We start from the raw sequence: 23918 nt of genomic DNA, 5'->3' as shown, positions 1-23918 counted from the left end.
CCAAAAAAAACGGTCTCAATATTCACTCTAAAACGATTGCGTTTCCATACAGTAAAAATATCTTCAATAAAGATTAATTCTCGATTTAAAATTACATTTTTGCAAAAAATTATTTAATGTAAATGCAGAGTTACTCAGAATTTCTCGATCTAAGCGTTGGCTTTCCGCAGGAAGGCTTTGATGTTATAGATGATGAATTATATTTTCAGGATTTAAACCTGATGGAAATGATTGAAACTTACGGTACCCCCCTACGTTTCACGTACTTACCTTTGGTGAGTAAGAAAATTCAGCAAGCAAAAATTCTTTTCCAAACTGCCATTTTAAAGAACAACTATCGTGGTGATTATAAATATTGTTACTGCACGAAAAGTTCGCATTTTCGCCACATTGTAGAAGAGGCTTTAAAGAATAACATCCACCTGGAAACTTCTTCTGCTTTTGATATGCCGATGGTTGATGCTTTGGAAAAAAAGGGGCATTTAACTAAGGATACAACCATCATTTGCAACGGTTTTAAAACCTACCAGTACAAGCAATATATTATTGATATGTTGCATGATGGCTACACAAATATTATCCCGGTTTTAGATAATAAAGAGGAATTTAACCTTTTTGATGATGAAGTTGATATCGATACACCTTGTAATTTAGGTATCCGTATTGCAGCTGAAGAGCAACCCGATTCGCAATTTTACACGTCACGTTTAGGTGTTCGAATGGAAGATATTATTGATTTTTACAACAATAAAATCGTTCACAATCCGAATTTCCGGGTTAAGTTGCTACATTTTTTCATCAATTCAGGAATTACTGATTCGCCATATTACTGGAATGAGCTGGAAAAATACGTAACCCTTTATTGCAAGTTCAAAAAAATCAACCCTGATTTAGATACATTGGATATTGGTGGTGGAATGCCATTTAAAGATTCTTTGGTTTTCGATTTCGATTACGAATACATGGTAAATGAAATTGTAAAACGGATAAAGGAGATTTGTGCAATACACGACGTGATGGAGCCCGATATTATTACCGAGTTTGGTAAATACACTGTTGCCGAAGCATCGGGAATTTTATATAAGGTTTTGGGTAGAAAGCAGCAAAATGACCGTGAGCGTTGGTTAATGTTAGATGGTTCTTTCATTACTAACCTGCCTGATGTTTGGGCGCTGAATCAAAAATACATTTTGTTGCCGATTAATAATTGGGATGCTGAATATGAACGGGTTAACCTGGGTGGTATAACTTGCGACGGACAAGATTATTACAATCAGGAAGCACACATGAACAGTGTATTTATGCCTAAAACGCGTAAGGTACAGTACCTCGGATTTTTTCACACCGGTGCTTACCAGGAAGTATTAAGTGGTTACGGAGGCATTCATCATTGTTTATTACCAAGTCCGAAACATGTTTTAATTCGCAGAAACCGTGATGAAAGTTTCAACTTTGAGGTTTTTGGAGAAGAGCAGAATAGTAAACAGGTTTTGAAAATTCTGGGTTATTAATAATAGGAATCTGAAGCGTAGCAGGCTAATGCTTTCAAAAGTTAAAAATTTAAAGCGCTGGGAACTAACCCAGCGCTTTTTTTTTAAAATTTGATGCGCAAGTGCGAAACATCCACAATATGTAAATTGTAATGGGGTCTCTTACTAACTAACCTAAATTCCTTTAACCAAAACACGACTTCAAGTTCTGTGTCATTCTGTGTTTCTGTGCCAGAAATTATGCAAACAGTTTTGATGTATAAACTGATCTTAGTTATCACTTGGATTAAAACCATTGTTTTGTATTAACAATTGTTTATATTTATAATATGGAAAGTCAGGACAGTAAATTATTAAAAAGAATTACTTTCATCCCCGGACTAATGGGTGGTAAGCCCACAATCAGAGTAATAGATTCACGGTAATCGATATTCTCGAAATGTTATCGTCAGGAATGACAAACGAAGAAATTTTAGAGGAGCATCCCATCCTCGAAGGTGAAGACATAAGAGCCGCACTGGTTTTTAGCGCAAAACAACTCAGGGATGAATACATTTACGAATAATTGGGAATTTTGGTTGGATGAAAACATCTCTCCTATTATCGCAAAATGGCTTACAGACGAAATCAATGTTAATTGTATTTCTTTTCATTTCCTGAAATTTACACTAAAACACCCGATGTAGACGTTTACGAACGTGCCAGAAGCAAAAAAAGGGTCATTATCATATCAAAAGATTCTGACTTTCGATAGCTCGTGGCATGGAGAGGAACACCTCCAAAACTAGTTTTTATAAAATTTGGTAATTGTTCAAACAAGAAAGTTTACGAACAATTGAAAAGCAAAATTTATGATGCTATGGAGCATCTAATCTATGGGGATTTGGATATATTTGAAATAAATAAAGACTAACATGCAATTCGGTAAAGTAGACGACCCATCCATTATAGATTACACCCTCCCTGCTGATGCACCTGAAACAGCGGCAATTTTAGCTGCCAACAAGCCTAAGCAAAACTTCAGAGCTTATGTGGGTTGTGCGAAATGGAATAGGGCTGATTTGAAAGGTTTTTATCCGAAAGGAACAAAAGACGAGTTAACCTACTACTCCACGCAATTTAATTCTATAGAGCTTAACGCTACCTTCTACGGAATGCCCAGCAGCGAGCAGGTAATTGCATGGACACAAAAAACGCCGGCCGACTTTAAATTTTTTCCTAAACTAACAAATTCCGTTAGCCACTTTAAAAGACTAATAAACGTAAAGGAACCTGTTGAACAGTTTTGCGATGCGATAAGTAACTTTGAAGATAAACTTGGCATGGCTTTTCTTCAATTGCATGATAATTTCAAACCAAAAGATTACGACAGGCTTGAAAAAGTCATCAGGGAGTTTCCGAAGGTGATTCCTTTAGGTGTTGAGGTAAGAAATGGTGAATGGTTTTCGAATAAAAATGTTGCCGATGAGTTTGCTAAACTGTTCGAGGATAATGGTGTTGCAAATATTATTGTCGATACCTCCGGCCGCAGAGATATGCTACACATGCGCTTAACCACGCCAACCGCGTTCGTTCGGTTTGTTGGCGCCAACGTGAACGAAATTGATAAAAAACGCCTGGATGACTGGATCGAAAGAATTGTTGAATGGAAAAAGCAAGGACTGGAAAATCTATACTTTTTTGTCCATCAGAATGTGGAGTTATCCTCTCCCTTATTTTCAGCATACTTTACCGAAAAATTAAATAAAGCCCTGGGAACAGATTTAAAAATTCCGGAAATGGCAAACGGCACAGGCACAACGCTCAGTTCCTTGTAGAGTGAAACTTCGGTTTTAAAATACCTTGAGAAATCAAATCCTTTTTAAAATCGTTTCGGTCGCTTTGGCTTCTTCACCTTCCGGAGAAACATTATAGGCTGAAAAGATTATCTGGTTTCCATCAACAATTTTCAGCTCCGTTCGCCATCCCCATAGTTTTTCGCCATATTCGGGACTACCATATGTGCCTAAAATCGAAAAGCCATTTTGAGTTGCATCACCGCTGGAAATCATAATCTGGGTTCCCATATGGAAGCTGTCAATCCAGCTGCTGGTGAACTTTTGGTAAGGGATATCGAAGCCAATGATCATTTTACCTTCAAGCGGTTTATCGTTTAAACTTCCCTGGTAATCGTAAGAAACAAATCTTTTCTCCAAAATTGAAGATATTACGCCTTCAACCGGAGATTCATCAGCTAGAATGTCTTTCTCAAACCAGGTTTTCGTAGTTCCTCCCCATTTTCCTACCAAATTAGATAGAACTTTATGTGGGCCTTCTTCCAGAGAGTTCTCAAACTTAAGCTTTGCCATAATCCAAATATAGAAAAATTGCTGTCTTTTCATCAACAGCTGCGAAGCAACGACGAAATGAAAATTAATGATTAACTTGTTTTATGCTAAAAACATTGGATCTTAATCAGGTGATGGTTATCGATATCGAAACTGTGCCACAATACGCTAATTACGATGAGGTACCACAAAATCTGCAAGACCTTTGGGAACAAAAAACGCACTACCAACGCAAGGCAGATCAAAGTGCGGATGACTTTTACGAAAAGGCAGGAATATTGGCCGAATTTGGAAAGATTGTATGCATAAGCATGGGCATATTTTACACGCAGAATAAAGTGCAGTGCTTACGAATTAAATCTATTTCCGGTGATGATGAGCGCATGGTGCTTCAGGAGTTTGCCAACCTGCTGAACAAGCAACCGGCGGCGCTGCAGTTTTGTGCGCATAATGGCAAAGAGTTTGATTTTCCGTACCTATGCAGGCGCTTACTCGTTAATGAAATCGAAATTCCTGCCCAGCTTCAAATATCGGGTAAAAAACCCTGGGAGGTTACACACATTGATACAATGGAATTGTGGAAATTCGGCGATTACAAACACTACACCTCGCTAAACTTACTCGCCGCCATCTTTAACGTTCCTACGCCAAAAGATGATATAGACGGGAGCATGGTTCGGCAGGTTTATTATGAGGAGAAAAACCTGCCACGAATTGTTACTTATTGCCAAAAAGATGTAATTACAACGGCTCAAGTGCTTTTAAAATTCAAAGGCATGAAGATAATTTCCTCAGAAAACATTACAATTGTAACCTGATGTTAAATGTAGAAAACCTGAATATCGATTTTTTTAATCAGGAGGAGAAGACCTGGTTTAAAGCCGTAAAAAAAGTTAGTTTCAATGTAAAAAAGGGAACTGTATTGGGCATCGTTGGCGAATCCGGCTCCGGAAAATCAGTTACTTCTTTCTCTATCATGCGATTACACGATGAAAGGGCAACTAAAATTACCGGAGATATAGATTTCGACAGCGTGAGCTTGCTTAACCTAAACGCCAATGAAATCAGGCAATACCGCGGAAATCAAATTTCGATGATTTTTCAGGAACCGATGACCTCGTTAAATCCGGTTTTTACCTGCGGATACCAGGTTGCCGAAGCCATTATCTTGCATCAAAGCGTTGGAAAAGAGGAAGCAAAACGCCAGACAATTGAGCTCTTTAAAGAAGTACAACTACCCAGACCAGAAAAAATATTTGAGAGTTATCCGCATCAAATTTCTGGCGGACAAAAGCAGCGGGTTATGATTGCAATGGCTTTAAGCTGTAACCCGAAGCTATTGATTGCTGACGAACCTACGACTGCACTAGACGTAACGGTTCAAAAAACCATTTTGCAACTGCTTTTAAAGCTTAAGGAAGAACGCCACATGGCGATGATATTTATCTCGCACGATTTGGGCGTAATAAACGAAATCGCGGATGAAGTTGCCGTAATGTTTAAAGGCGAGATTGTAGAACAAGGAAATGCCAGGGCAATATTTCAAAATCCCCAACATCCATATACAAAAGGCTTGCTAGCTTGCCGGCCGTCGCCAGCATTACAATTAAAAAAATTGCCTGTCGTGGCCGACTTTTTAACTGGCGCTGTCGAAGATTCATTTGCGCACTTAAATGCTTCCAATCAGATAACAAAGGAAGAAACCGAGGCGAGACGGGCAGAGCTTTATTCAAAAAAGCCGCTACTCGAAATCCGCAACTTATCCACCTGGTATCAAGTTAATAACGGTTTTTTTAGTAAAAGCAAAGAATTTGTTAAAGCCGTAGATCAAATTAATTTCGATGTTTTTCCTGGTGAGACGCTGGGCCTGGTCGGGGAATCTGGCTGTGGTAAAACTACTTTAGGCAGAAGCATTTTGCGCCTCATTCAACCAACTTCAGGAACGATTTCTTTTGATGGTAAAGACATTACACACGTCGGTAAAGCAGAAATGAGAAAGTTGAGGAAAGATATTCAGATTATCTTCCAGGACCCATACGCATCGCTAAATCCAAAATTAACCATTGGGCAATCAATCCTTGAACCGTTAACCGTCCATAATATTTGTAATAACGATGCGGAAAGAAAAGCCAACGTGCTCGAACTTTTAAAAAAAGTAGGTTTAAACGAATCGCATTTTAATCGCTATCCACACGAGTTTAGTGGCGGACAAAGGCAACGTGTTGTCATTGCCAGGGCCCTGGCGCTAAAACCAAAATTCATCATTTGCGACGAATCTGTTTCCGCACTAGATGTCTCGGTACAAGCTCAGGTACTTAACCTGATAAAAGATTTGCAGCGTGAATTTGGCTTGACCTACATTTTTATTTCACACGATTTAGCAGTTGTTAAGCATATATCCGACCGAATTTTGGTGATGAATAAAGGAAAGATTGAGGAAGAAGGCTTTCCCGAAGAAATCTTTAATTCGCCAAAAGCTGCTTACACTAAAAAATTAATTGATGCGATTCCCGGCACTTAAAGGAGCAGAACTTACATATTGTCTTTTGATAACTTTGGCTTTAGCAATTCCCGCCATTACCAAAGCTCAGGTGCAGGAAATTCGGGTAGTCCAGTCTGGTTATGTTTTCGAAAATGCGCCCTTCGCTGCTTATCATGCCTCAACGCTTATTTCATTAAATAACCAAAAAGTTATTTGTGCCTGGTTTGGCGGCAAATTTGAGGGCAGCAAGGATGTTTCTATCTGGTCGTCTACAAAAAATGATGGAAAATGGTCTGAACCAGTAGAAATTGCAAACGGTGTGCAAAATGACACTGTACGCTACGCTTGCTGGAACCCCGTATTATTCAAAGCACGAAATGGCTTGTTGTATTTGCATTATAAAGTTGGCCTAAATCCAAGAGCATGGTGGGCTGAATACAAGACTTCAAAAGATGACGGAAGAACATGGTCGGCAGCTAAAAAACTGCCAGGCGGTTTTTTAGGACCAATAAAAAACAAACCAATTCAACTGCCAAATGGTAATATACTTTACCCATCAAGTACGGAAAGCGCCGATGAAAAAAAGTGGCAAATTCACATCGAAAAGTCGGATGAGTTTGGACGTAACTGGAAGAAAATTGAAATAGATTGCGATACTTTTGGCGTTATACAACCTTCTATACTTAGCTATCCACATGGGAAACTCCAGCTTTTGTGCCGGAGCAGGCAGAATGTAATTGTAGAAAGCTGGTCTCGCGATAACGGCGAAACCTGGTCTAAATTAGCGAAAACTAATCTACCTAATCCCAATTCTGGCAGCGATGCAGTAACCTTAAAAAACGGTAAGCAATTATTGGTTTATAATCCGTTAAAAGCTGGCAAAAACTGGTGGGAAGGTCGCTCGGTTTTAAAATTGGCAATTTCTGATGATGGAAAACTTTGGCAGGATATTTACACTCTGGAAAATCATCGAGAAGGAGAATACAGTTACCCTGCAATAATTCAGGATGAAAACGGCAACGTTCATCTAAGTTATACCTCACTAAGAAAACGAATTAAATACGTCGAACTCAGTCTCAAATAGTCGCTGTTTCCATAAAAAGAACATCACAACTATCACATTTTCCAGCTTCATCTTTACATCATTTTCTTTCTTTTCTGTATCTTCGGTAAAATACATTTGAACATATGGCAAAGAAAAAATCTGCAAATATAAAATTGGTTCTGAATCAGCTGGTTAGTGATGTCTTCGAGAAAAACAGCAACCAACCACTAAATTATAAGCAGGTTTCTGCCAAGTTAAATTTAAATGATCAGGAATCCCGCGAAACCATCTTAGAAGTACTAAAGGAGGGCAAAAGCGCCGGCATTTTTCTCGAGCCTGAAAAAGGCAAGTTCAAACTGAAGGAGCTTCAGAATTTTATTACTGGCCGGGTAGATATGACGGCCGATGGTTCAGCCTACATTATTCCGGACGATGAGTTTGAAAAAGACGTTTTTGTTGCACCACGCAAACTTAAAAATGCGCTTCACGGCGATTTGGTAAAGGTTTATGTTTTTGCAAAAAAACATGGCCGCAAAAACGATGGCGAAGTTGTGGAAATTGTTAAGCGAGCCAAATCTGATTTCACTGGTGTAATAAAAATCTCTGAAAGGTTTGCCTTTGTAATTGCTGATGATAAGAAAATGATGCACGATATTTTTGTACCCCTTTCAGATACTTTGGGTGCAAAAAATGGCCAGCGTGTTTTAGTTAATTTAACTGATTGGCCTGAAGGTGCAAAAAATCCAATCGGAACCGTTAAGCACGTGCTTGGCGATCAGGGCGAGAATAATACAGAAATGAACGCTATTTTGGCGCAATATGGCTTTCCCCTCTCCTTTCCACCTGCCGTAGAAAAAGAAGCCAATGCAATTCCCGAAGAAATTCCGGAGACAGAGATTGCCAAGCGTAAAGATTTTAGAAAAATATTAACCTTCACTATCGACCCCGCAGATGCGAAAGATTTTGATGATGCGATTTCTTATCAGAAATTACCGAATGGGAATCATGAAATCGGTGTCCACATTGCTGATGTTTCTCATTATGTAATTCAGGGAACGGAGTTAGATAAAGAAGCTTATAGCCGGGCAACTTCTGTTTATTTGGTTGACAGGGTAATACCAATGCTTCCCGAAAGATTAAGCAACGGTGTGTGTTCGCTTCGCCCACATGAAGATAAACTTTGCTTTGCCGCTGTTTTTGAACTTGATGACCAGGCCAATATCCAGGCAGAATGGTATGGTAAAACCATTATTCATTCTGACAGACGCTTTAGCTATGAAGAAGCCCAGGAGGTAATCGAGAATAAAGAGGGTGATTATGCTTCGGAAATACTTAAGCTGAATGAGCTCGCTTATATATTGAGGGAGCGAAAATTTAAAAATGGCGCAATTAGCTTTGAGAGTACAGAGGTAAAGTTTAAACTTGATGAAAACGGGAAACCTATAGGCGTGTATGTTAAGGAACGCAAGGATGCGCATAAACTTATTGAAGATTATATGCTGCTGGCGAACAGAAAAGTTGCAGAATTTATTGCCACAAAACTGAAAGGAAAGAACAAGTTAACCTTTGTATATCGTGTTCACGATTCTCCAAACATGGAAACCCTTAACACGTTTGCAAATTTCGCCTCGCGTTTCGGGTATAAAATAAATACAAAATCTGATAAGGAAATTGCGAAGTCGCTGAATCATTTAATGGCCGATGTTGAAGGAAAGAAAGAACAGAATGTTTTAACTTCCCTGGCCATTCGTTCCATGGCGAAAGCGATTTACACCACTAAAAAAACCAGTCACTACGGCCTTGCCTTCGATTATTATACGCATTTTACATCTCCAATTCGCCGGTATCCCGATGTTATGGTGCACCGTTTACTTCAAGATTATTTAGCAGGAGAAAAATCTGCCGATGCGGAGTTTTATGAAGTTGCAAGTGCCCATTCATCTGCCATGGAAAAAAGGGCCGCTGAGGCTGAGCGGGCATCTATCAAGTACAAACAAGCCGAATACCTGGAAGAAAATGTTGGCAATGTTTACGCTGGTATTATTACGGGTGTTACCGAATGGGGTATGTATGTAGAAATTGAGGAAAACAAATGTGAAGGCATGGTTCGTTTGAGAGAAATTTCTGATGATTTTTATGTGCTCGATGAAAAAAACTACTGCATAATTGGACAACGCAAAAAGAAAAAATACCAATTAGGAGATGAAGTGACAATTAAAGTCAAAAAAGTGGATCTCGCCAAACGACAAATAGATTTTTCGCTGGTTTTATAAATGATAAAAAGCATCCTTTTATTGCTCTTTTTTACGCTGACTGTAAAAAGCTATTCGCAAACCATACAGGGAAAGGTTGTTGATGAGGTTTCAGGCGAAGCAATCCCTTTCGTATCGTTAATGATTGTTGGCACGCAAATTACCTCAATTACAAATGAAAACGGAGACTTTATAATTAAAGCTAACAGCTTGCCTGTTAAGCTGAAGTTTAGCCATGTAAGTTATTTAAATGGAGAAATTGAAGTTAAAAGCACATCAGATAACCTGATTGTAAAGCTAAAACAGGCTGCCATAAACTTATCAGAAGTAACGATAGACCCAAACCGGGGTAAGAACTTGCTGAAAAGTGCATTGGAAAAGGCTACGAAACAAATCAGCGATAAGCATTACCTAAAAGCTTTTTACAGACAGTTAACGTCTGTAAATAACGAACCTGCAAAAATCCATGAGATATTTTATGATCTTAGATGGAATGCTACCAAAACAACTGGTTGGATTGCGAAACAAACACGCTTTGCTGAGCGAAAAAACCAGCCTGCATTCGATTTAAGCAACCAGTCATACTTCACCTTTAGTTCCAGCGGTTACCTAACCCAACCGAATTCGGGCACATTTGTTACCCTGAAAACGCTTGATAAATACAGCGTTGAGATTGAACGCTACATTGAACAGGCAGATCAGGATATTGCCGTAATTACATGCACGATAAAAAAAGCCGGTAGAAATCAGTTTTATGCAAACACAACCTTTTTTGTCGGCACAGATGATTTCAACATTTATCGGGTCGAAAATAATATATTAAATCTTCCGATGGACCTGGGTGCAGATGCGAGTTTCAAATACCCGCCCATTGTAAAAACCGTAGCCACATTTAAAGGTGGTCCTGCTGATGTTAATGTTTTAGAAAGTATCTCTACAAAAATGTATTTGGCAATAAGTAATGGTGAGCCAATGCGTACGAATGATTTAAACGCAATCGTAAGCTCACTGCTAACCGTTTATCAGGAAGATAATAATCTGCAGAATGAAAGTTTCCAAAATGTAAGAAGAACTACTAATGATAAAAATGTTGTAGAATCTATTAAATATAATGCCGATTTTTGGCGAAATAATCCAATTGTTAAGCAAACATCACTTGAAGCTAAATTTAGCCAGTTGATGGAGGGCCTAAATGCCTTCGGAACAATGGTTAATCCATAAAACTACGAATGTATAGCACGATACAGTTACAAGAAATTTTAGAAACGGCAATTGGCAACTTAACGTTTCCTGAAAATCCAAAACAGCTTTACGAACCAATTACCTACATCATAAATTTAGGTGGCAAAAGAATCCGGCCTTTACTGGTTTTAATGTCGACAGAGTTATTTGGCAAGGATCCAAAGGATGCTGTGCATGCAGCAATGGCTATTGAGGTATTTCACAATTTCACGCTCGTTCATGATGATATTATGGACAATGCCCCTTTACGCAGAGGCAAAGCAACAGTGCACGAAAAATGGAGCACAAATACAGCAATTTTAAGTGGCGACGTGATGATGGTTGAAGCCAATAAAAATCTTGCAAAAGTAAACCCACTGTATTTAAAAGATGTGCTGGATACCTTCAACGCAACCGCCCAGGGGGTTTGCGAAGGGCAACAGCTTGATATGGAATTCGAAGACCGTGATGATGTAACCATAGAAGAATACATCAACATGATAAGGTTGAAGACGGCAGTATTGCTTGGAGGTGCGCTGAAATTAGGTGCCATTATTGCACAGGCGTCGGCAAGGGATGCAGATTTGATTTACCAGTTTGGCGAGAATATTGGCATTGCCTTTCAGCTTCAGGATGATATTTTAGATGTATATGCCGACCCTGAGAAATTTGGAAAACAAGTTGGTGGAGACATTATCGCTAATAAGAAAACGTTCCTTTTATTGAAAGCATTTGAGTTGGCAGAAACCGAAAATCTTCATTCGCTCAAAACCTGGACTGATTACGAACAGTTTGATGTGAAAGAAAAAGTGGAGGCCATAAAGCAGGTTTACGATGTATTGGATATCCAAAACATTGCCAAACAAACCATGGACAATTACATGAACAAGGCACTTGCATTGATGGAGCGAATAAGTGTTAGTGACGACGCTAAAGCCAATTTACTACACTTAACCAACCAGTTGATGGCGAGACAATATTAAAAAGGGCAATGCAGGTTCCTGATTTTTTATAATGCTTATGCAATCGCATTGCTAAAAAGCACTTTTTTGCCCTTAAATTGGATTTCTGAAATATGGTTTGAAGAATTTGGAACTTTGGGAGCTTAGCGATGCCTTTTTCCACTTCTACTTTCCTGCTCGCCAGGTGACTGAGCCCACATACGAACTTAATCAGCCGCTGCTTGATTTTAAAAAATGAAAAGCAACGCGGGATATTTTAACATCGAACTAAACGCACACAAATCCTATAACGCAAAAAAGCTTCCGGAAAAAATCCGAAAGCTTTTTAATATGAATTTAAAACTAATTATTCTGCTGGTGCAGCTTCTTCAGTAGTTTCTTCTTTTTTAGCTACTGCTTTTTTAGCAGGTGCTTTTTTTACTGGTGTTTCTTCAACAAGTTCTTTAGCTTCAACTTCTTTCTTTGCTTTTGGAGCTTTTGCTACCGCAGCTTCAATTTCAGCTTCTGTAATAGGAAGAATAGATACATAAGATTTGTTGTCTTGTTTCTTTTTAAAGATAACAGTACCATCAACTAAAGCGAACAAAGTATGGTCTTTACCAATACCAACGCCTTTATCTGGGTGGTGTTTTGTACCGCGTTGACGTACCAAGATGTTTCCAGCGATAGCCAATTGCCCACCGAAAATTTTAATACCTAAACGCTTACTATGCGATTCACGTCCGTTTTTCGAACTACCGGCTCCTTTTTTGTGTGCCATGATTTTATATTTTTTAATTCACTTAACAGTGAATTATTGGGTTAACAATTAATTATAGCGTGATGTCAGAAATCTGAATCTTTGTGAAAAACTGGCGGTGACCATTTTTCTTTTTGTAACCTTTTCTACGTTTTTTGTGGAAAATAATTACTTTATCACCTTTTAAATGAGATACGATGGTAGCTGAAACTTTAGCACCTTTAACCGCAGGAGCACCTACAGTAATTGCACCACCATTATCAACCAACAATACGTTATCAAATTCAATACTAGCGCCTTCATCTCCTTGTAATCTGTGTACAAAAAGGTGCTGGTCTTTAGCAACCTTAAATTGCTGTCCTGCTATATTTACTATTGCGTACATTGTTTAAATATTAGTTTTTTAATTTTTATTTAACGAGGTGCAAATATAGAACAAATTCAATTAACACACAAACACATATCGAAAATAATTTTCACTAAAACGCTGCCGAACCTGGAATGCCGGATTCGAACATTTCATAATCATTTAACATGCTGCTTTGTTGAAACGCAGCGCTGGCAATCTCACCCATAACCTGCCCTCCCTTTACACCATTTCCCTTTGCATTGCGAACCGACCATCACCTCCTGGTTTTTACACAAATGCCTTTTGATACGGCAGCTCCGGTCGTTTAGCAAACTCATATAAACTTAAAAAGAATGCAAGCAGAAGGTTTAGTTAAAAAATGTTAAAGCGTTTTTATATTACGAGAATTTCGTAGATTTACGAAAATTAAATAACTTAATTATATGAAACACATTATTACCATCGGCTGTACAGCACTTTTATCTATATCTGTTTATGCGCAAAAGCCAGATAAAGCTTTGGCAAGGGTTCGCTACACTTTAACTCACATACAGGATACGACTCAAAAAGACAAGCCCAGCACAGAGAACATGTTATTGGTTTCTGGCAACAATGCATCGGTTTTTACAAGTTATGATAAGATTAACCAGAGTATGAACCTGCAAAAACAAATGCAGGAGCAAATGAAAAACCAGGCTGGTAGCGGTAATTTCACCATAAACATTAAAAGCGAAAGCAAAGGGCCAATAACACAAGCTGACTATTTCTATTTCGCTGCAGAACACAAATTAGTTACTAAGGAACGCTTAGTTAACAATTACCTGATTGAAGAGGCAGCACCAATAATAGACTGGAAAATACTGAAAGACACCACAAGTTTTTCGGGAATTCGCTGCCAAAAGGCGACAACACACTTTAAAGGAAGAAATTGGATAGCGTGGTTTGCAACTGAAATTCCTTTCCAAAGCGGCCCATGGAAGCTTAACGGACTACCGGGCCTAATTGTAGAAGCCTACGATGAAAGGAAAGAAGTGAAATTTGAATTCGCAGGTTTAGAAAATGTTAAAGAAGAAACTGCTAAAGAGGCAGAAAATGATGATTCCAAATTATTGATGCCAAATGGTAGTGTTGGCACCGTTAAAATTGTTGGGCTAGACACAGGGAACCCATACCTTGGGCCAGAAATTAAACTCCCGGCAGACGCCATAAAAACAACTAAAAAAGAATTAGATAGATTAAAAGAGGCAAGGGATAAAGATCCGCAAGGCTTTATGCAAGCACAAATGGCTGCAAATGGCATACAAGGTTCATTTAAAAGTTCGACTGCTTCCAGGCCAGCTGGCTCAAATTCAATCTCGAAGCCGGTTATCAACAACCCTATAGAACTTCCTGAAAGAAAATGAGCAAGCCATTCGCATTCATCTTAGTTTTCACATTGATAAGTTGGGGCACTGCACTCGCACAGAAACAGCTCAGGGGCAAGGTTAAAGACAGTTCAGGAAAAGGAATTTCGTCAGTAAATGTTACGCTGAAAGATTTGCAAGGCAATATCGTTAACTATAACCGCTCAGATCCAAAAGGCGATTTCGCGATAAGCCTCAAAAATGAGGATGTTCTTAATTATAGTATCGAAGCCACCAGCATTGGCTATAAGAAAACGGCAGTAAAGATAGCAGATGTAAATAAAAGCTATGATTTAGTGCTTGAACATGGTGAAATAAACCTTGAAACGGTTACCGTTAAAAACCGGCCAAAGCTAACCTCAAATGGTGATACACTCAACTATAAGCCGTCTGATTTTGCCGACAAACAAGATAGAAGCATAGGAGATGTTTTGAAGAAAATGCCCGGCATTCAAGTTGCTGAAGATGGAAAAGTGAGCTATAACGGAAAGGCGATTTCGAATTTATATGTTGATGGAGATAACCTGCTTGATGATAAATACAATATTGGCACCAAGAGTATCCCTCAGGGTGCTGTTGATAAAGTGCAGGTAATCCAGAATGACCAGCCGATTAAAATGATGCGTAAAAATAACACCAGCGACGATGTGGCCCTGAATTTGGTGCTGAAAGACGAAGCTAAACTTAAGGTGATGGGCGATGCAACCGCTGGTGGAGGGACACCCGACCGTTTTGATGAAAATTTAACCGCTATGTTATTCAATAAGAAACTGAAATTCATCAACAACGTTAAAGCAAATAATATCGGTATCGACCCCGGAATTGACCTGACGTCACACAATTTTTCTGATTACCTTAAAAGGTTAGATAACGACAAGCCATCTGGTTTACTTTCTACAGGAGCTGCAGGCGTTCCTTCTTTACCGCAAAGCCGGTACCTGTTTAACAAAGCTGGTTTAATCAATTTGAATAATCTGTATAAGTTCAACGAGGACCTGCAGCTCAGAGCCAATCTTTCTTATTTGTATGATGAGAGAACGCAACAGTACAGCAAATTTTCAGAGACCTATCTACCTGAAAAAACGGTAAGGTATAGCGAAGTCCAGAATAACGGTATAAATCCACAGAAATTGAGGGCGCAGTTGAATTTAAACGGGAATGCTAACGAGTATTTTCTGAATAATAATTTCGTGTTGGATTACATCCCTTTTAAAACAAATTCAGAAATTATAATCAATGATTTACCGGCATATCAGACACTCAACAGAAAAACCTTTGAGGTCTCAAACGAATTTAATTATCGAAAAAAATTAAAATCGGAGGATGTATTAAACTTTTACTCTTATTTAAACCGCTCAACGCAACCAGAGCATTTAAACATTACGCCGGGGTTAAATGCCGATGTTTTAAATGCTGGCCAAACTTATGCAGGCTTAAATCAATTTATCAGAATACCAACCTCCTATACAAACAACTACGTTTCGTATGTTCTGACTAGAGGTAATTTTATGCAAACCTATCGTGCAGGGTTTAATATTCAAGACCAATATTTAAATTCCCAGCTATATAAAATCCAAGCCAATGGAGCAAATGAGTTGGTTTCACAAAATGCGGTAAATGATTTAAAATGGCTTAAAACCAGGATTTATTCGGAAGGCAGCTATGACTTTACCGGAGAAAAAGTAAAAATTAACCTTTCAATCCCATTAAGTTACAACCTGATAAATTATGATGATACTGGGAATAGTCTGAATAACAGCTTGTCCAGGTTTTTCATCAACCCATCATTAAACTTTAAATACCAAACCAGCACAGAAAATTACATCTCGGCAAACTATTCTTTTAAAAATGACTTGGGTGGCATAGAGGATGTATACCGGGGATCCATCTTGCGGAACTACCGGTCGCTTTTTGCAAACGATGCGCCAATTCCTGAGCGAAAAACGCATAATATTGGCGCCGGCTTTAATTTTAGAAAAGCAATGCAAATGCTTTTCATTAATGTTAATACCAGTTATAATGATGCCGAATTAAATACAATTTCGGCATATACGCTCAGCAATAACATTCAGCAGCGAATTGTGTTGCCCTTGTCAAACCACGTTAAAAGTTTTTCATTCAATGCAAATGCAAGCAAATATTTATTTGCATTAAAAAGTACAGTTAACCTCGGACTAAGCTTTGTACAAAGCAAGTATAGCCAATTGCAAAACAACAATTTATTGCCCATTAAAACGCAAATGGTGACTTATACAGGAGGTATCGATGCAAAATTAAACAATTTTATACGCTTCTCTTACAGCGCCGTTTATTCGACAAATAATAATACGGTCGAAATTGAAAAAGCTGTAACAACAAATTTTCAGCAGTTGAGACAACAGTCTACCCTGTCATTTACAACGGTTAAAAATGTGTACATAAATCTTTCTGCCGAACATTTGTTTACGCACCAGAACACACAGCCAAATTTGAGTTATCTCTTTGCCGATGCCAACATTAAATACAAATTACTAAAACTTAAAACAGATTTGGAGTTTGGAATAACTAATCTCGCGAATATTAAAACTTTCGATGCAGTAACCCTATCTGCGAATTCACTTACAAAAGGAAGTTATTCCATCCCGGGAAGGGTAGCAATGCTGAGGGCAAGATTTAATTTTTAATTGAAGCGTATGTATCGGGATAAACCCAGTCTGCCCGTCGAAGGGTACAACAAAGCCGCTGATAGGTTTACATAGAATGAGAGATAGGAAATTGAGATCAGGTTAATGTATGATACTGCCTTTATTTATTTTTGTTTTGTACTGATATCTATCATTCCGTTTTGCTTTACGACAATATTTTTGATTTGTTCAGTGGCTAATTTACTTAAATCCGCAGGAGCAACTTTATTGCCATCTATGGTGTAAGTGGCTGAATGCGTAAAGAAAAAATGTTTTACTTTTTTTGGTATTGCCGAAGAATCGGAAGCTACTTTCCCGGTTAAAGGATTATTTACCACAGCGGTCGCATTATCAACAGCTGAAAACGAATAAGTACCGGAATTTTCATTGCGCATTCTGATTTCAATATTCCTAAGCTTAGTTTTCGGCTGACTACTTGCCGTATCTTTAAAAGTGAAACTGCTTACGAAAACCCTTTTTCTGCCTTCTGCAGCTGTAGAACCTTTCCCCGTCCCTTCTTTTAACACGACTGTAAAAATGCGAGGCAAGGAATCTGCCTGCGCTACGCTATCAGAATTGATGATGGTTAAACGCCTAATTGAATGAACTTTACCCGCCGATAAATTTGCCCTGCTGGCTGTTCTCGTGAGATTTACCTTCGGTGATATATTTTTTATTTCAGTTTCTTGTGGGGCTGTAATAATTCCAATGGTCGACTTTAAACCCTTCGCTCTTTCCTTTTTATTGATGGTAAAAGCAAGTGTTATCATTAACAGAATTGGTAACACAAAAGCATATCTGGTTAAATTTAAGTTTGATGAACGCCTCGCATTCATCATTTTAATTCGCTTTTTAAGGTCAGACGAGTTAAAATTGTTTACAATTGCCACTGATGGCTGCAAACTGCCCACATCAAGCAAACTATATTGATAGGCCTTTTTATCTACACCCTTCTTTAAAATTTTCGAATCGGTAATAAACTCAATATTTTCGCGAACGGCCTTTTTTATCAGCCAAACACCTGGATTAAACCAGTAGAAAACAAGGCTCATCTCCGCAAGTATAATATCAAGGGTATGCCACTCTTCCACATGGACACTTTCATGCTCAAGGATATTTTTTAAATCTTCTTCTTTGTGAAGGGTCGGATTTACATAAATAGTTTGCCAAAAAGAAAATGGACTCACTTTGTCATTCAATATACGTACTTTGAAATTATCGACCCGGCCAGGCTTTGAGTTTTTGTGTACACGGCGAAGCGAAACAAACTGAATCGTTAACCTCAATGCCATAAAGATTACACCTAAATAAAATACAACGGCAATAAACTGCCAGAGAGGCTCAGCAGAATTGTGCTCGGCCAATTGGCTAATGCGCTGATTTAGTTGAGGTAAATAGGCCGGAGCCGCCTGGAATCGATTTGCAAAACGAGTTAAGTTAATGAAAGGATAAATCGTAGAAAACAAAATACCAAAAAGGAGAAAAACACGGTTCAGTAAATAAAAGGTTAACCTACGCAAAACCAAATAATAAGCCACGGCAAAAACCACCAGAATTAAATTTATTTTGAAAAGAATTACGAAGAAAAAAGGCATAACATTACTTTTCAGGGTTTTCTATCAGGTTTATTATTTCCTTTAATTCTGCAGCACTAATTTTTTTATCCTTCGCAAAAAAAGCAACCAGTTCCTTGTAAGAACTTTTGAAATAGTTATCTACAAAACCACTCATAAAACGCTTTTTGTAATCGGCCTCCTTAACTTTTGCACTATAGCGATTTGCATTCGCAAAACGCTCGCTAATAAGATAACCTTTACGTTCGAGGTTTTTAACGGTTGAAGCTAGCGTGGTGTAAGGTGGCTTCGGCTCTGGCAGCACTTCCATAAAATCTTTGATAAAGCCTTTTTTTATCTGCCAAACGGCAAGCATTGCCTCTTCTTCCTGTAAAGTTAACTTCTCCATTTATTACGAATATCTCGTAAATATACGAAATGCCTTTAACAGAAAAAAGGCTTTAATAAAATGTTGATGATAACAATTTATTAAAGCCCTTAGAAATTCATAAAAAAGAAATTTTATTTTCCGCTTCGCTTCTCGGCCTGGTTTATAGTTTCTTCAATAACTTTCCTCATTTGCATTGCGGCATCTAAAAGTTTCGGGTTACCATCAAAATCCCCATAAATTACAACATGCTTAGATTTCTCTTTGTATTTGAAAAGCATATCGTATCGTGGCACCGTTATAGATTTTGCACTTTTCTTGCCTATTGTATCCGGAAAATTCCATAGCCCGATTTCATTTGCTTTGCCATGCATATAAAGGATATCGTCGTTATTTAAGAAAATGGTTTTTTTAATCGTAGAATCCTGACTGTTTAAATACTGATATGCGCCGGTTTTAGAATCGTACTGATTTTCCAGGGTATCTTTTATTCCCCATTTGTAAGTCATTGATACAAAGTCATTTTTTCGGAATGGCGCATTCTGAATAATAGGCTTATAGTAAATATAACAGTAAATTATCATCGGCACGATGATGGTTAAAGCCAAAAATATCTTCTTTCCTCTGGTAGACATTATAAAATTATAAATGATTCGATTTTGATTTATTAAACGCTCTCAAGGAATTTTCTCGTCAGCATTTAAAAACAGTGCAAAGCTTAAAATTTTTATTGATTATCATGACATCTTAAAATCAAAAATAAATCGATTTGATTTTAGTACTAGCCTTCTTTTAGTTCGCCTTCCCATTTACTAACTACGGCAGTTGCAATACTATTACCCACAACATTAGTTGCAGACCGGCCCATATCCAACAGCGGGTCGATACCAATTAATAACGCTAAACCTGCTTCAGGAATATTAAAACTTGCAATTGTTCCTGCAATTACAACCAGCGATGCTCTCGGTACGCCTGCAATGCCTTTACTGGTCAACATCAGAATTAGAAGCATAGATATTTGCTGTTCAAAACCCAGGTGAATGCCATATGCCTGAGCGATAAATAACGAGGCAAAGGTCATGTACATCATCGAGCCATCAAGGTTGAAAGAATAACCCAATGGTAAAACGAAACTTACTATCTTATCTTTACAACCAAAACGTTCTAAAAGCATCATGGTTTTCGGGTATGCTGCTTCACTACTTGCTGTACTGAACGCTAAAATGGCCGGTTCTTTCATATCGTTAACCAACCTAAAAACACGTTTCTTTAAAATTAAAAAACCTAAGAAAATCAAGATTGCCCAGAGAATGGCTAAACCAAGATAAAATTCACCGATAAATATTGCGTAGGTATTCAGCACATTTAGACCTTGTTTAGCAACGATTGCCGTCATGGCGCCGAAAACTGCAAGCGGTGCAAAATTCATAACATAGCCCGTCATTTTAAGAATAACATGTGCAATTGCATCGAAAGCTTTAATTACAACCTGACCCAAATCGCCGATTGCAGCGGTTGCTACACCAAAGAATAATGAAAAAACAACGATTTGAAGGATTTCATTCGTAGCCATAGATTCGGCTATGCTCTTCGGAAAAACATGGGCAATAAAATCTTTAACACTCATCGCCGTTTTTTGAATTCCTGTATTTACCAGCTGGTCCGGCAATGTTAGTTTCATGTGTTTTCCCGGCTCGAAAAGATTGACCAAAATTAAGCCCAAAACAAGTGACATTAACGACATGGCTAAAAACCAACCTAAAGTTTTACCGCCAATGCGTCCAACGGCTTTAATATCACCAACTTTAGCAACACCAACTACCAATGTTGTGAACACTAAAGGCGCAACAATCATTTTTATCAGACGCAGAAAAATGTCACTTAGTAAGGTGAAATACTCAAGCTTTTTCTCTCTTATTTCCTCATTTTCACGCTTAATCTTCGAATTTGCTTTTTTATCGGCCTTTAGCTGCGTAAAAACAGCTGTAGTTGTATCAGTAGTTTTCGCAATGCTTACTTCAATACTTTTCACTTTTGCATCTGCTGTTAGGATATTCTGATTGTAAACATCGATGGAATTTACATTCAAAATGTAGCCTAAAGCAATACCTGCAATGAGGGCAATAAAAATAAACAGCGTGAGTTTGTTTTTCTTCATGAATAATTAAGTTTGTGGCTTTATTAATTTGGTAAAACTACGATATTTAGCGCTGACAACAAATTTTTGATCGGTTCGGCACAAGGAGAATATGTGTATTTTTATATTTTCCTGTAACAAAAAATATCCTGCATCATCTAAAACGTAATTATAACCCACTCAATGGAACAAAAAGACAAGTTATTTAAGCAAATCTTCGATTCGAATTCCAAAAAAATATTCCATTTGTGTTACGGTTATACAGGCGACACCGATGCAGCAAACGACCTTTTGCAGGAAACATTCCTAAAAGTGTGGCAAAACCTGGATAAATTCAGAAATAAATCATTGATATCTACCTGGATTTACCGAATTGCGGTTAACACTTGTTTAACCTACCTACGCTCTGAAAAACGGCAGGCAAAAGATGAACTGACTGAAAACATTATTGAAAACAAAATTGAAGAGTTTTCTGAAAAAAACGAGCAGGTCGCTTTATTATACACTTGTATATCCAAGCTTGAGGAAAATGACCGTTTGATTATTACTATGGTTTTAGATGAATTACCATATCATGAAATTGCAGATATCTCTGGCATTAGCGAGGGAAATTTGAGGGTAAAAATTCATCGCATTAAACAAAAATTAACAGAACTATATAACCAGTATGCAAGCGTTTGATCAAATACAGGAGTTGTGGCAAAAGCACGAGGTAGAAGTAAAAGTTTCTGCTGATGAAATGTTACAACAAGCCAAGAAAGAAGTTAACGGTTTAAAGCTAAAATCGGCTTTGAACATTATGGGTATGCTTGCATCTTTTTTAGCAATAGCGGCTATTTGGATGTTTTACCATTTCGAGTCGTGGACAACTCACGTTGGAATTAGCATTACCTTGATTGCAATTGGCGTTTACACCTTGATTCTGTATCGGGATCATCGCCTGATTTCCAAGAGCGACTACACGGTGCATCCGAATGAGTACCTGAACAACCTAAAAACCTATCAGCTAAATAGATATAAACTTTACAACTCTCTTTATTGGTTCTACGCAATCGCTTTATCTTTAGGATTGATTTTTTATTTTGTAGAGATTCTTGCATATTTCAGCACCAGTCAAAAACTCATCGCAATCGGTTTAACAGCAATGTGGATAATTTTTTGTTCTACAGTTTTGCGAAAAGCAGTAATCAGGAGAGAAAAAGAGCGTATTGCACTACTCATTGAAAAATTTGAACGGATTAGCAGTCAATTCTCGATAACTGAATAATTTAGGCACGGTTTTTTCGTGAACTTTTGTCTATGAAAAACCTGCTAGTAGTTATTTTATTATCAATCTATCCGATTATTGCCCCGCTAAAGCAAGATTCAGACCAACCCGAGCAGTTGGATTGGAATATTCATTTTAAGGGTAAACCTGATAACAATTCGCCATTTTATGCGCTTACAGCAATGACTTGGAAATATAGTTATGCCTCTACAGTTTATAGAAACCGGGTTGAAATAAAATTGCAAAATGAAATTAGTATTGATAAAACTCGCTCGTGGGTTAAACTCGATAAGGTGAAGACAGAAGAATCGAGGCAAAATCTGCTACATCACGAGCAAGGCCATGTAGACATTCAATACATTTTATATTTAGAGGCAGATAGGGTTTTAAAAAACAGAAGTTATTCGGTAAAAAATTATAAAGCACAAATTTCGCAGTTGGCTAATGAGATAAGCAATTACTTCGACACCATGCAAAAAAACTACGACGAAGAAACCGAACATGGCAGCAACCACAAAATGCAACAAAGGTGGGATAAAATTATAAGTGACAAAATGGAAGAATCAAGAGCGGCCAGAAACTCAGAATAGTTTAGGAATAAAAATCAGGGCGCCGACTGCTACCGCAAGAAACGCTGCTACCAAAACAGCACCCGCAGCTAAATCTTTTATAATTTTAATTTTAGGACTTATCTCCGGATGCACCACATCGGAAAGTTTTTCTATCGCAGCGTTTATCATTTCGGCAATTAAAACCGCAGCTATAACGATTAAAATAGCAATCCATTCAAAAATAGAAAGGTTCAAACAGGCAGACAAAGTTATGGCGAGAATTGCAGCAAGCAAATGAACCCTGCCATTATGATCATTCAAAAAAAACAGTTTCAACCCGTTAAAAGCGTATTTAAAACTTCTAATTCTATCAATCACCGAAAATTTTCTATTGTCTTTCATCCGAGTTTCAAGCCTTGATAGCGAATTAGTTAAATACTTAGTAAAACAAAAAATGAGCTGGCCGGCTTAACTAAGGCGTTACCTGACTTGCGCTAAAATTGCTGCCTCTCAGTTTATATTGGTAAACCTCGCTTATTATTTTTGTGGAGTCTGTTTTATCTTTTACAGGAAATGAACGAAACAAATCACCGTTTTTGATAAAAAACTTATCATTACCCGAATAAGACTTTCTTTGAGCCCAATTAAGTGATGGAAAGCTGATTTTGTTGAATCCACCTCCGGCATACTCGAAAACATTCAGGTCGAGCGAATTCTTTTTAGTCAACAACTGAACATAAATCTCTGGATTTCCATCATTGTCCAAATCCATGTTCCAGGCATCGTTTACAATGCCATTACGCTCAACCGCAAGCGATTTATAGCTTCTCTTCACAGAATCGGACATTAATATTTGATAACCGCCAACCGAATCTACCCCTTTTCCCCAGCTTACAATTTCAAAATTCAATCCTGGTTTTACTTCAACATCTTTGTAAAAGTGAAACGGATTCTTTTCAATCCGGGCGTTTTCTACCTTAATCTCTTGCGGCTTTTCTTCATTACAGGCAAAAAAAAGCAGCATCCCTGCTATTAACAAAAGATGCTGCGTTTCAAACTTATTTATTTTCATTTGTTCTTGGGACAATT

Annotated in this window: 22 protein-coding genes and 1 pseudogene; 14 read left to right on the top strand and 9 right to left on the bottom strand. The window is 37.9% G+C overall.

Going from position 1 to position 23918, the window contains the following annotated elements:
* The first annotated feature begins 122 nt into the window (after window positions 1–122).
* The 3 genes and pseudogenes from ASG14_RS18240 to ASG14_RS18235 all read left to right on the top strand — a co-directional run bounded on the left by ASG14_RS18240 (window position 123) and on the right by ASG14_RS18235 (window position 3307).
* Window positions 123–1511 (top strand): arginine decarboxylase, encoded by a 1389-nt coding sequence (locus ASG14_RS18240; protein WP_056872515.1) that lies wholly within the window; start codon window positions 123–125, stop codon window positions 1509–1511.
* A 400-nt stretch (window positions 1512–1911) separates the two neighbouring features.
* Window positions 1912–2055 (top strand): annotated as a pseudogene (locus ASG14_RS20625) (DUF433 domain-containing protein); the annotation flags it as partial.
* A 349-nt stretch (window positions 2056–2404) separates the two neighbouring features.
* Window positions 2405–3307: a DUF72 domain-containing protein gene (locus ASG14_RS18235; protein WP_056872514.1), complete on the top strand. Its 903-nt coding sequence runs from the start codon at window positions 2405–2407 to the stop codon at window positions 3305–3307.
* A 33-nt stretch (window positions 3308–3340) separates the two neighbouring features.
* Here ASG14_RS18235 and ASG14_RS18230 read toward each other — a convergent pair whose 3' ends face one another.
* Window positions 3341–3838 carry a DUF1579 domain-containing protein gene (locus tag ASG14_RS18230; protein ID WP_056872611.1) on the bottom strand — a complete coding sequence of 166 codons (498 nt, stop codon included), beginning with the start codon at window positions 3836–3838 and terminating at the stop codon, window positions 3341–3343.
* Window positions 3839–3921: 83 nt separating this feature from the next.
* On the opposite strand from ASG14_RS18230, the gene ASG14_RS18225 reads away from it, so the two are divergent.
* The 6 genes from ASG14_RS18225 to ASG14_RS18200 all read left to right on the top strand — a co-directional run bounded on the left by ASG14_RS18225 (window position 3922) and on the right by ASG14_RS18200 (window position 11800).
* Window positions 3922–4635, top strand: a complete 714-nt coding sequence (locus tag ASG14_RS18225; RefSeq protein WP_056872513.1) for a 3'-5' exonuclease — start codon at window positions 3922–3924, stop codon at window positions 4633–4635.
* Window positions 4635–6338, top strand: coding sequence for an ABC transporter ATP-binding protein (locus tag ASG14_RS18220; protein WP_056872512.1), 1704 nt, complete (start codon window positions 4635–4637; stop codon window positions 6336–6338). The genes ASG14_RS18225 and ASG14_RS18220 overlap by 1 nt, the downstream gene beginning before the upstream one ends.
* Window positions 6319–7383, top strand: a complete 1065-nt coding sequence (locus tag ASG14_RS18215) for an exo-alpha-sialidase (protein ID WP_056872511.1) — start codon at window positions 6319–6321, stop codon at window positions 7381–7383. Before ASG14_RS18220 ends, ASG14_RS18215 begins: the two co-directional genes overlap by 20 nt.
* A gap of 104 nt (window positions 7384–7487) precedes the next feature.
* Entirely contained in the window at window positions 7488–9617 is a 2130-nt protein-coding gene (gene rnr / locus ASG14_RS18210; RefSeq protein WP_056872510.1) for a ribonuclease R, read from the top strand.
* Window positions 9618–10817 (top strand): carboxypeptidase-like regulatory domain-containing protein, encoded by a 1200-nt coding sequence (locus tag ASG14_RS18205; protein WP_056872509.1) that lies wholly within the window; start codon window positions 9618–9620, stop codon window positions 10815–10817.
* An 8-nt stretch (window positions 10818–10825) separates the two neighbouring features.
* Window positions 10826–11800, top strand: a complete 975-nt coding sequence (locus ASG14_RS18200) for a polyprenyl synthetase family protein (protein ID WP_056872508.1) — start codon at window positions 10826–10828, stop codon at window positions 11798–11800.
* Between the two features lie 325 nt (window positions 11801–12125).
* Here ASG14_RS18200 and rpmA read toward each other — a convergent pair whose 3' ends face one another.
* Window positions 12126–12539, bottom strand: a complete 414-nt coding sequence (gene rpmA, locus ASG14_RS20085) for a 50S ribosomal protein L27 (protein WP_082491691.1) — start codon at window positions 12537–12539, stop codon at window positions 12126–12128.
* A gap of 52 nt (window positions 12540–12591) precedes the next feature.
* A complete protein-coding gene (gene rplU / locus ASG14_RS18190; protein WP_056090270.1) occupies window positions 12592–12903 on the bottom strand; it encodes a 50S ribosomal protein L21 in 312 nt (103 codons plus the stop codon).
* Between the two features lie 407 nt (window positions 12904–13310).
* Here rplU and ASG14_RS18185 point away from each other — a divergent pair, with 407 nt between their 5' ends.
* Complete coding sequence (locus ASG14_RS18185; RefSeq protein WP_056872507.1) at window positions 13311–14270, top strand: GLPGLI family protein; 960 nt, start codon at window positions 13311–13313, stop codon at window positions 14268–14270.
* Window positions 14267–16933, top strand: a complete 2667-nt coding sequence (locus ASG14_RS18180; RefSeq protein ID WP_056872506.1) for a TonB-dependent receptor — start codon at window positions 14267–14269, stop codon at window positions 16931–16933. Before ASG14_RS18185 ends, ASG14_RS18180 begins: the two co-directional genes overlap by 4 nt.
* A 125-nt stretch (window positions 16934–17058) precedes the next feature.
* Here the strand turns inward: ASG14_RS18180 and ASG14_RS18175 are convergent, their stop codons facing one another.
* The 4 genes from ASG14_RS18175 to ASG14_RS18160 all read right to left on the bottom strand — a co-directional run bounded on the left by ASG14_RS18175 (window position 17059) and on the right by ASG14_RS18160 (window position 21032).
* Window positions 17059–18528, bottom strand: a complete 1470-nt coding sequence (locus ASG14_RS18175) for a M56 family metallopeptidase (protein WP_056872505.1) — start codon at window positions 18526–18528, stop codon at window positions 17059–17061.
* Between the two features lie 4 nt (window positions 18529–18532).
* Window positions 18533–18895 carry a BlaI/MecI/CopY family transcriptional regulator gene (locus tag ASG14_RS18170; protein ID WP_056872504.1) on the bottom strand — a complete coding sequence of 121 codons (363 nt, stop codon included), beginning with the start codon at window positions 18893–18895 and terminating at the stop codon, window positions 18533–18535.
* 113 nt (window positions 18896–19008) lie between these two features.
* A complete protein-coding gene (locus ASG14_RS18165) occupies window positions 19009–19509 on the bottom strand; it encodes a hypothetical protein (protein WP_056872503.1) in 501 nt (166 codons plus the stop codon).
* Window positions 19510–19655: 146 nt separating this feature from the next.
* The gene (locus ASG14_RS18160; RefSeq protein WP_056872502.1) at window positions 19656–21032 is read right to left on the bottom strand and encodes a dicarboxylate/amino acid:cation symporter; all 1377 of its coding nucleotides are present in this window, start codon (window positions 21030–21032) and stop codon (window positions 19656–19658) included.
* 162 nt (window positions 21033–21194) lie between these two features.
* Here ASG14_RS18160 and ASG14_RS18155 point away from each other — a divergent pair, with 162 nt between their 5' ends.
* From ASG14_RS18155 to ASG14_RS18145, 3 genes are read left to right on the top strand one after another with little or no spacing between them, the layout of a single operon-like run.
* Window positions 21195–21692, top strand: a complete 498-nt coding sequence (locus ASG14_RS18155) for an RNA polymerase sigma factor (protein ID WP_056872501.1) — start codon at window positions 21195–21197, stop codon at window positions 21690–21692.
* Window positions 21679–22278 carry a hypothetical protein gene (locus tag ASG14_RS18150; RefSeq protein WP_056872500.1) on the top strand — a complete coding sequence of 200 codons (600 nt, stop codon included), beginning with the start codon at window positions 21679–21681 and terminating at the stop codon, window positions 22276–22278. Before ASG14_RS18155 ends, ASG14_RS18150 begins: the two co-directional genes overlap by 14 nt.
* Window positions 22279–22310: 32 nt before the next feature.
* Window positions 22311–22868, top strand: a complete 558-nt coding sequence (locus tag ASG14_RS18145; protein ID WP_056872499.1) for a DUF922 domain-containing protein — start codon at window positions 22311–22313, stop codon at window positions 22866–22868.
* Here the strand turns inward: ASG14_RS18145 and ASG14_RS18140 are convergent.
* Together ASG14_RS18140 and ASG14_RS18135 are read right to left on the bottom strand one after the other, a co-directional pair.
* A complete protein-coding gene (locus tag ASG14_RS18140) occupies window positions 22860–23231 on the bottom strand; it encodes a diacylglycerol kinase family protein (protein WP_056872498.1) in 372 nt (123 codons plus the stop codon). The genes ASG14_RS18145 and ASG14_RS18140 overlap by 9 nt on opposite strands.
* Before the next feature lie 70 nt (window positions 23232–23301).
* Window positions 23302–23901, bottom strand: a complete 600-nt coding sequence (locus tag ASG14_RS18135; RefSeq protein ID WP_056872497.1) for a hypothetical protein — start codon at window positions 23899–23901, stop codon at window positions 23302–23304.
* Window positions 23902–23918: the final 17 nt, after the last annotated feature.

Source organism: Pedobacter sp. Leaf194 (assembly GCF_001423945.1).
Taxonomy (GTDB): Bacteria; Bacteroidota; Bacteroidia; order Sphingobacteriales; family Sphingobacteriaceae; genus Pedobacter.
The sequence above is the reverse complement of the archived record's forward strand: the minus strand, read 5'-3'. Positions and strand labels throughout refer to the sequence as shown.

Coding starts and splice junctions, on each gene's coding strand:
- ASG14_RS18200 (WP_056872508.1), top strand. CDS start 10,826: ATGTATAGCACGATACAGTTACAAGAAATTTTAGAAACGGCAATTGGC.
- ASG14_RS18230 (WP_056872611.1), bottom strand. CDS start 3,838: ATGGCAAAGCTTAAGTTTGAGAACTCTCTGGAAGAAGGCCCACATAAA.
- ASG14_RS18135 (WP_056872497.1), bottom strand. CDS start 23,901: ATGAAAATAAATAAGTTTGAAACGCAGCATCTTTTGTTAATAGCAGGG.
- ASG14_RS18215 (WP_056872511.1), top strand. CDS start 6,319: ATGCGATTCCCGGCACTTAAAGGAGCAGAACTTACATATTGTCTTTTG.
- ASG14_RS18220 (WP_056872512.1), top strand. CDS start 4,635: ATGTTAAATGTAGAAAACCTGAATATCGATTTTTTTAATCAGGAGGAG.
- ASG14_RS18170 (WP_056872504.1), bottom strand. CDS start 18,895: ATGGAGAAGTTAACTTTACAGGAAGAAGAGGCAATGCTTGCCGTTTGG.
- ASG14_RS18165 (WP_056872503.1), bottom strand. CDS start 19,509: ATGTCTACCAGAGGAAAGAAGATATTTTTGGCTTTAACCATCATCGTG.
- ASG14_RS18180 (WP_056872506.1), top strand. CDS start 14,267: ATGAGCAAGCCATTCGCATTCATCTTAGTTTTCACATTGATAAGTTGG.
- rpmA (WP_082491691.1), bottom strand. CDS start 12,539: ATGGCACACAAAAAAGGAGCCGGTAGTTCGAAAAACGGACGTGAATCG.
- rnr (WP_056872510.1), top strand. CDS start 7,488: ATGGCAAAGAAAAAATCTGCAAATATAAAATTGGTTCTGAATCAGCTG.
- ASG14_RS18185 (WP_056872507.1), top strand. CDS start 13,311: ATGAAACACATTATTACCATCGGCTGTACAGCACTTTTATCTATATCT.
- rplU (WP_056090270.1), bottom strand. CDS start 12,903: ATGTACGCAATAGTAAATATAGCAGGACAGCAATTTAAGGTTGCTAAA.
- ASG14_RS18175 (WP_056872505.1), bottom strand. CDS start 18,528: ATGCCTTTTTTCTTCGTAATTCTTTTCAAAATAAATTTAATTCTGGTG.
- ASG14_RS18145 (WP_056872499.1), top strand. CDS start 22,311: ATGAAAAACCTGCTAGTAGTTATTTTATTATCAATCTATCCGATTATT.
- ASG14_RS18225 (WP_056872513.1), top strand. CDS start 3,922: ATGCTAAAAACATTGGATCTTAATCAGGTGATGGTTATCGATATCGAA.
- ASG14_RS18240 (WP_056872515.1), top strand. CDS start 123: ATGCAGAGTTACTCAGAATTTCTCGATCTAAGCGTTGGCTTTCCGCAG.
- ASG14_RS18205 (WP_056872509.1), top strand. CDS start 9,618: ATGATAAAAAGCATCCTTTTATTGCTCTTTTTTACGCTGACTGTAAAA.
- ASG14_RS18155 (WP_056872501.1), top strand. CDS start 21,195: ATGGAACAAAAAGACAAGTTATTTAAGCAAATCTTCGATTCGAATTCC.
- ASG14_RS18235 (WP_056872514.1), top strand. CDS start 2,405: ATGCAATTCGGTAAAGTAGACGACCCATCCATTATAGATTACACCCTC.
- ASG14_RS18160 (WP_056872502.1), bottom strand. CDS start 21,032: ATGAAGAAAAACAAACTCACGCTGTTTATTTTTATTGCCCTCATTGCA.
- ASG14_RS18140 (WP_056872498.1), bottom strand. CDS start 23,231: ATGAAAGACAATAGAAAATTTTCGGTGATTGATAGAATTAGAAGTTTT.
- ASG14_RS18150 (WP_056872500.1), top strand. CDS start 21,679: ATGCAAGCGTTTGATCAAATACAGGAGTTGTGGCAAAAGCACGAGGTA.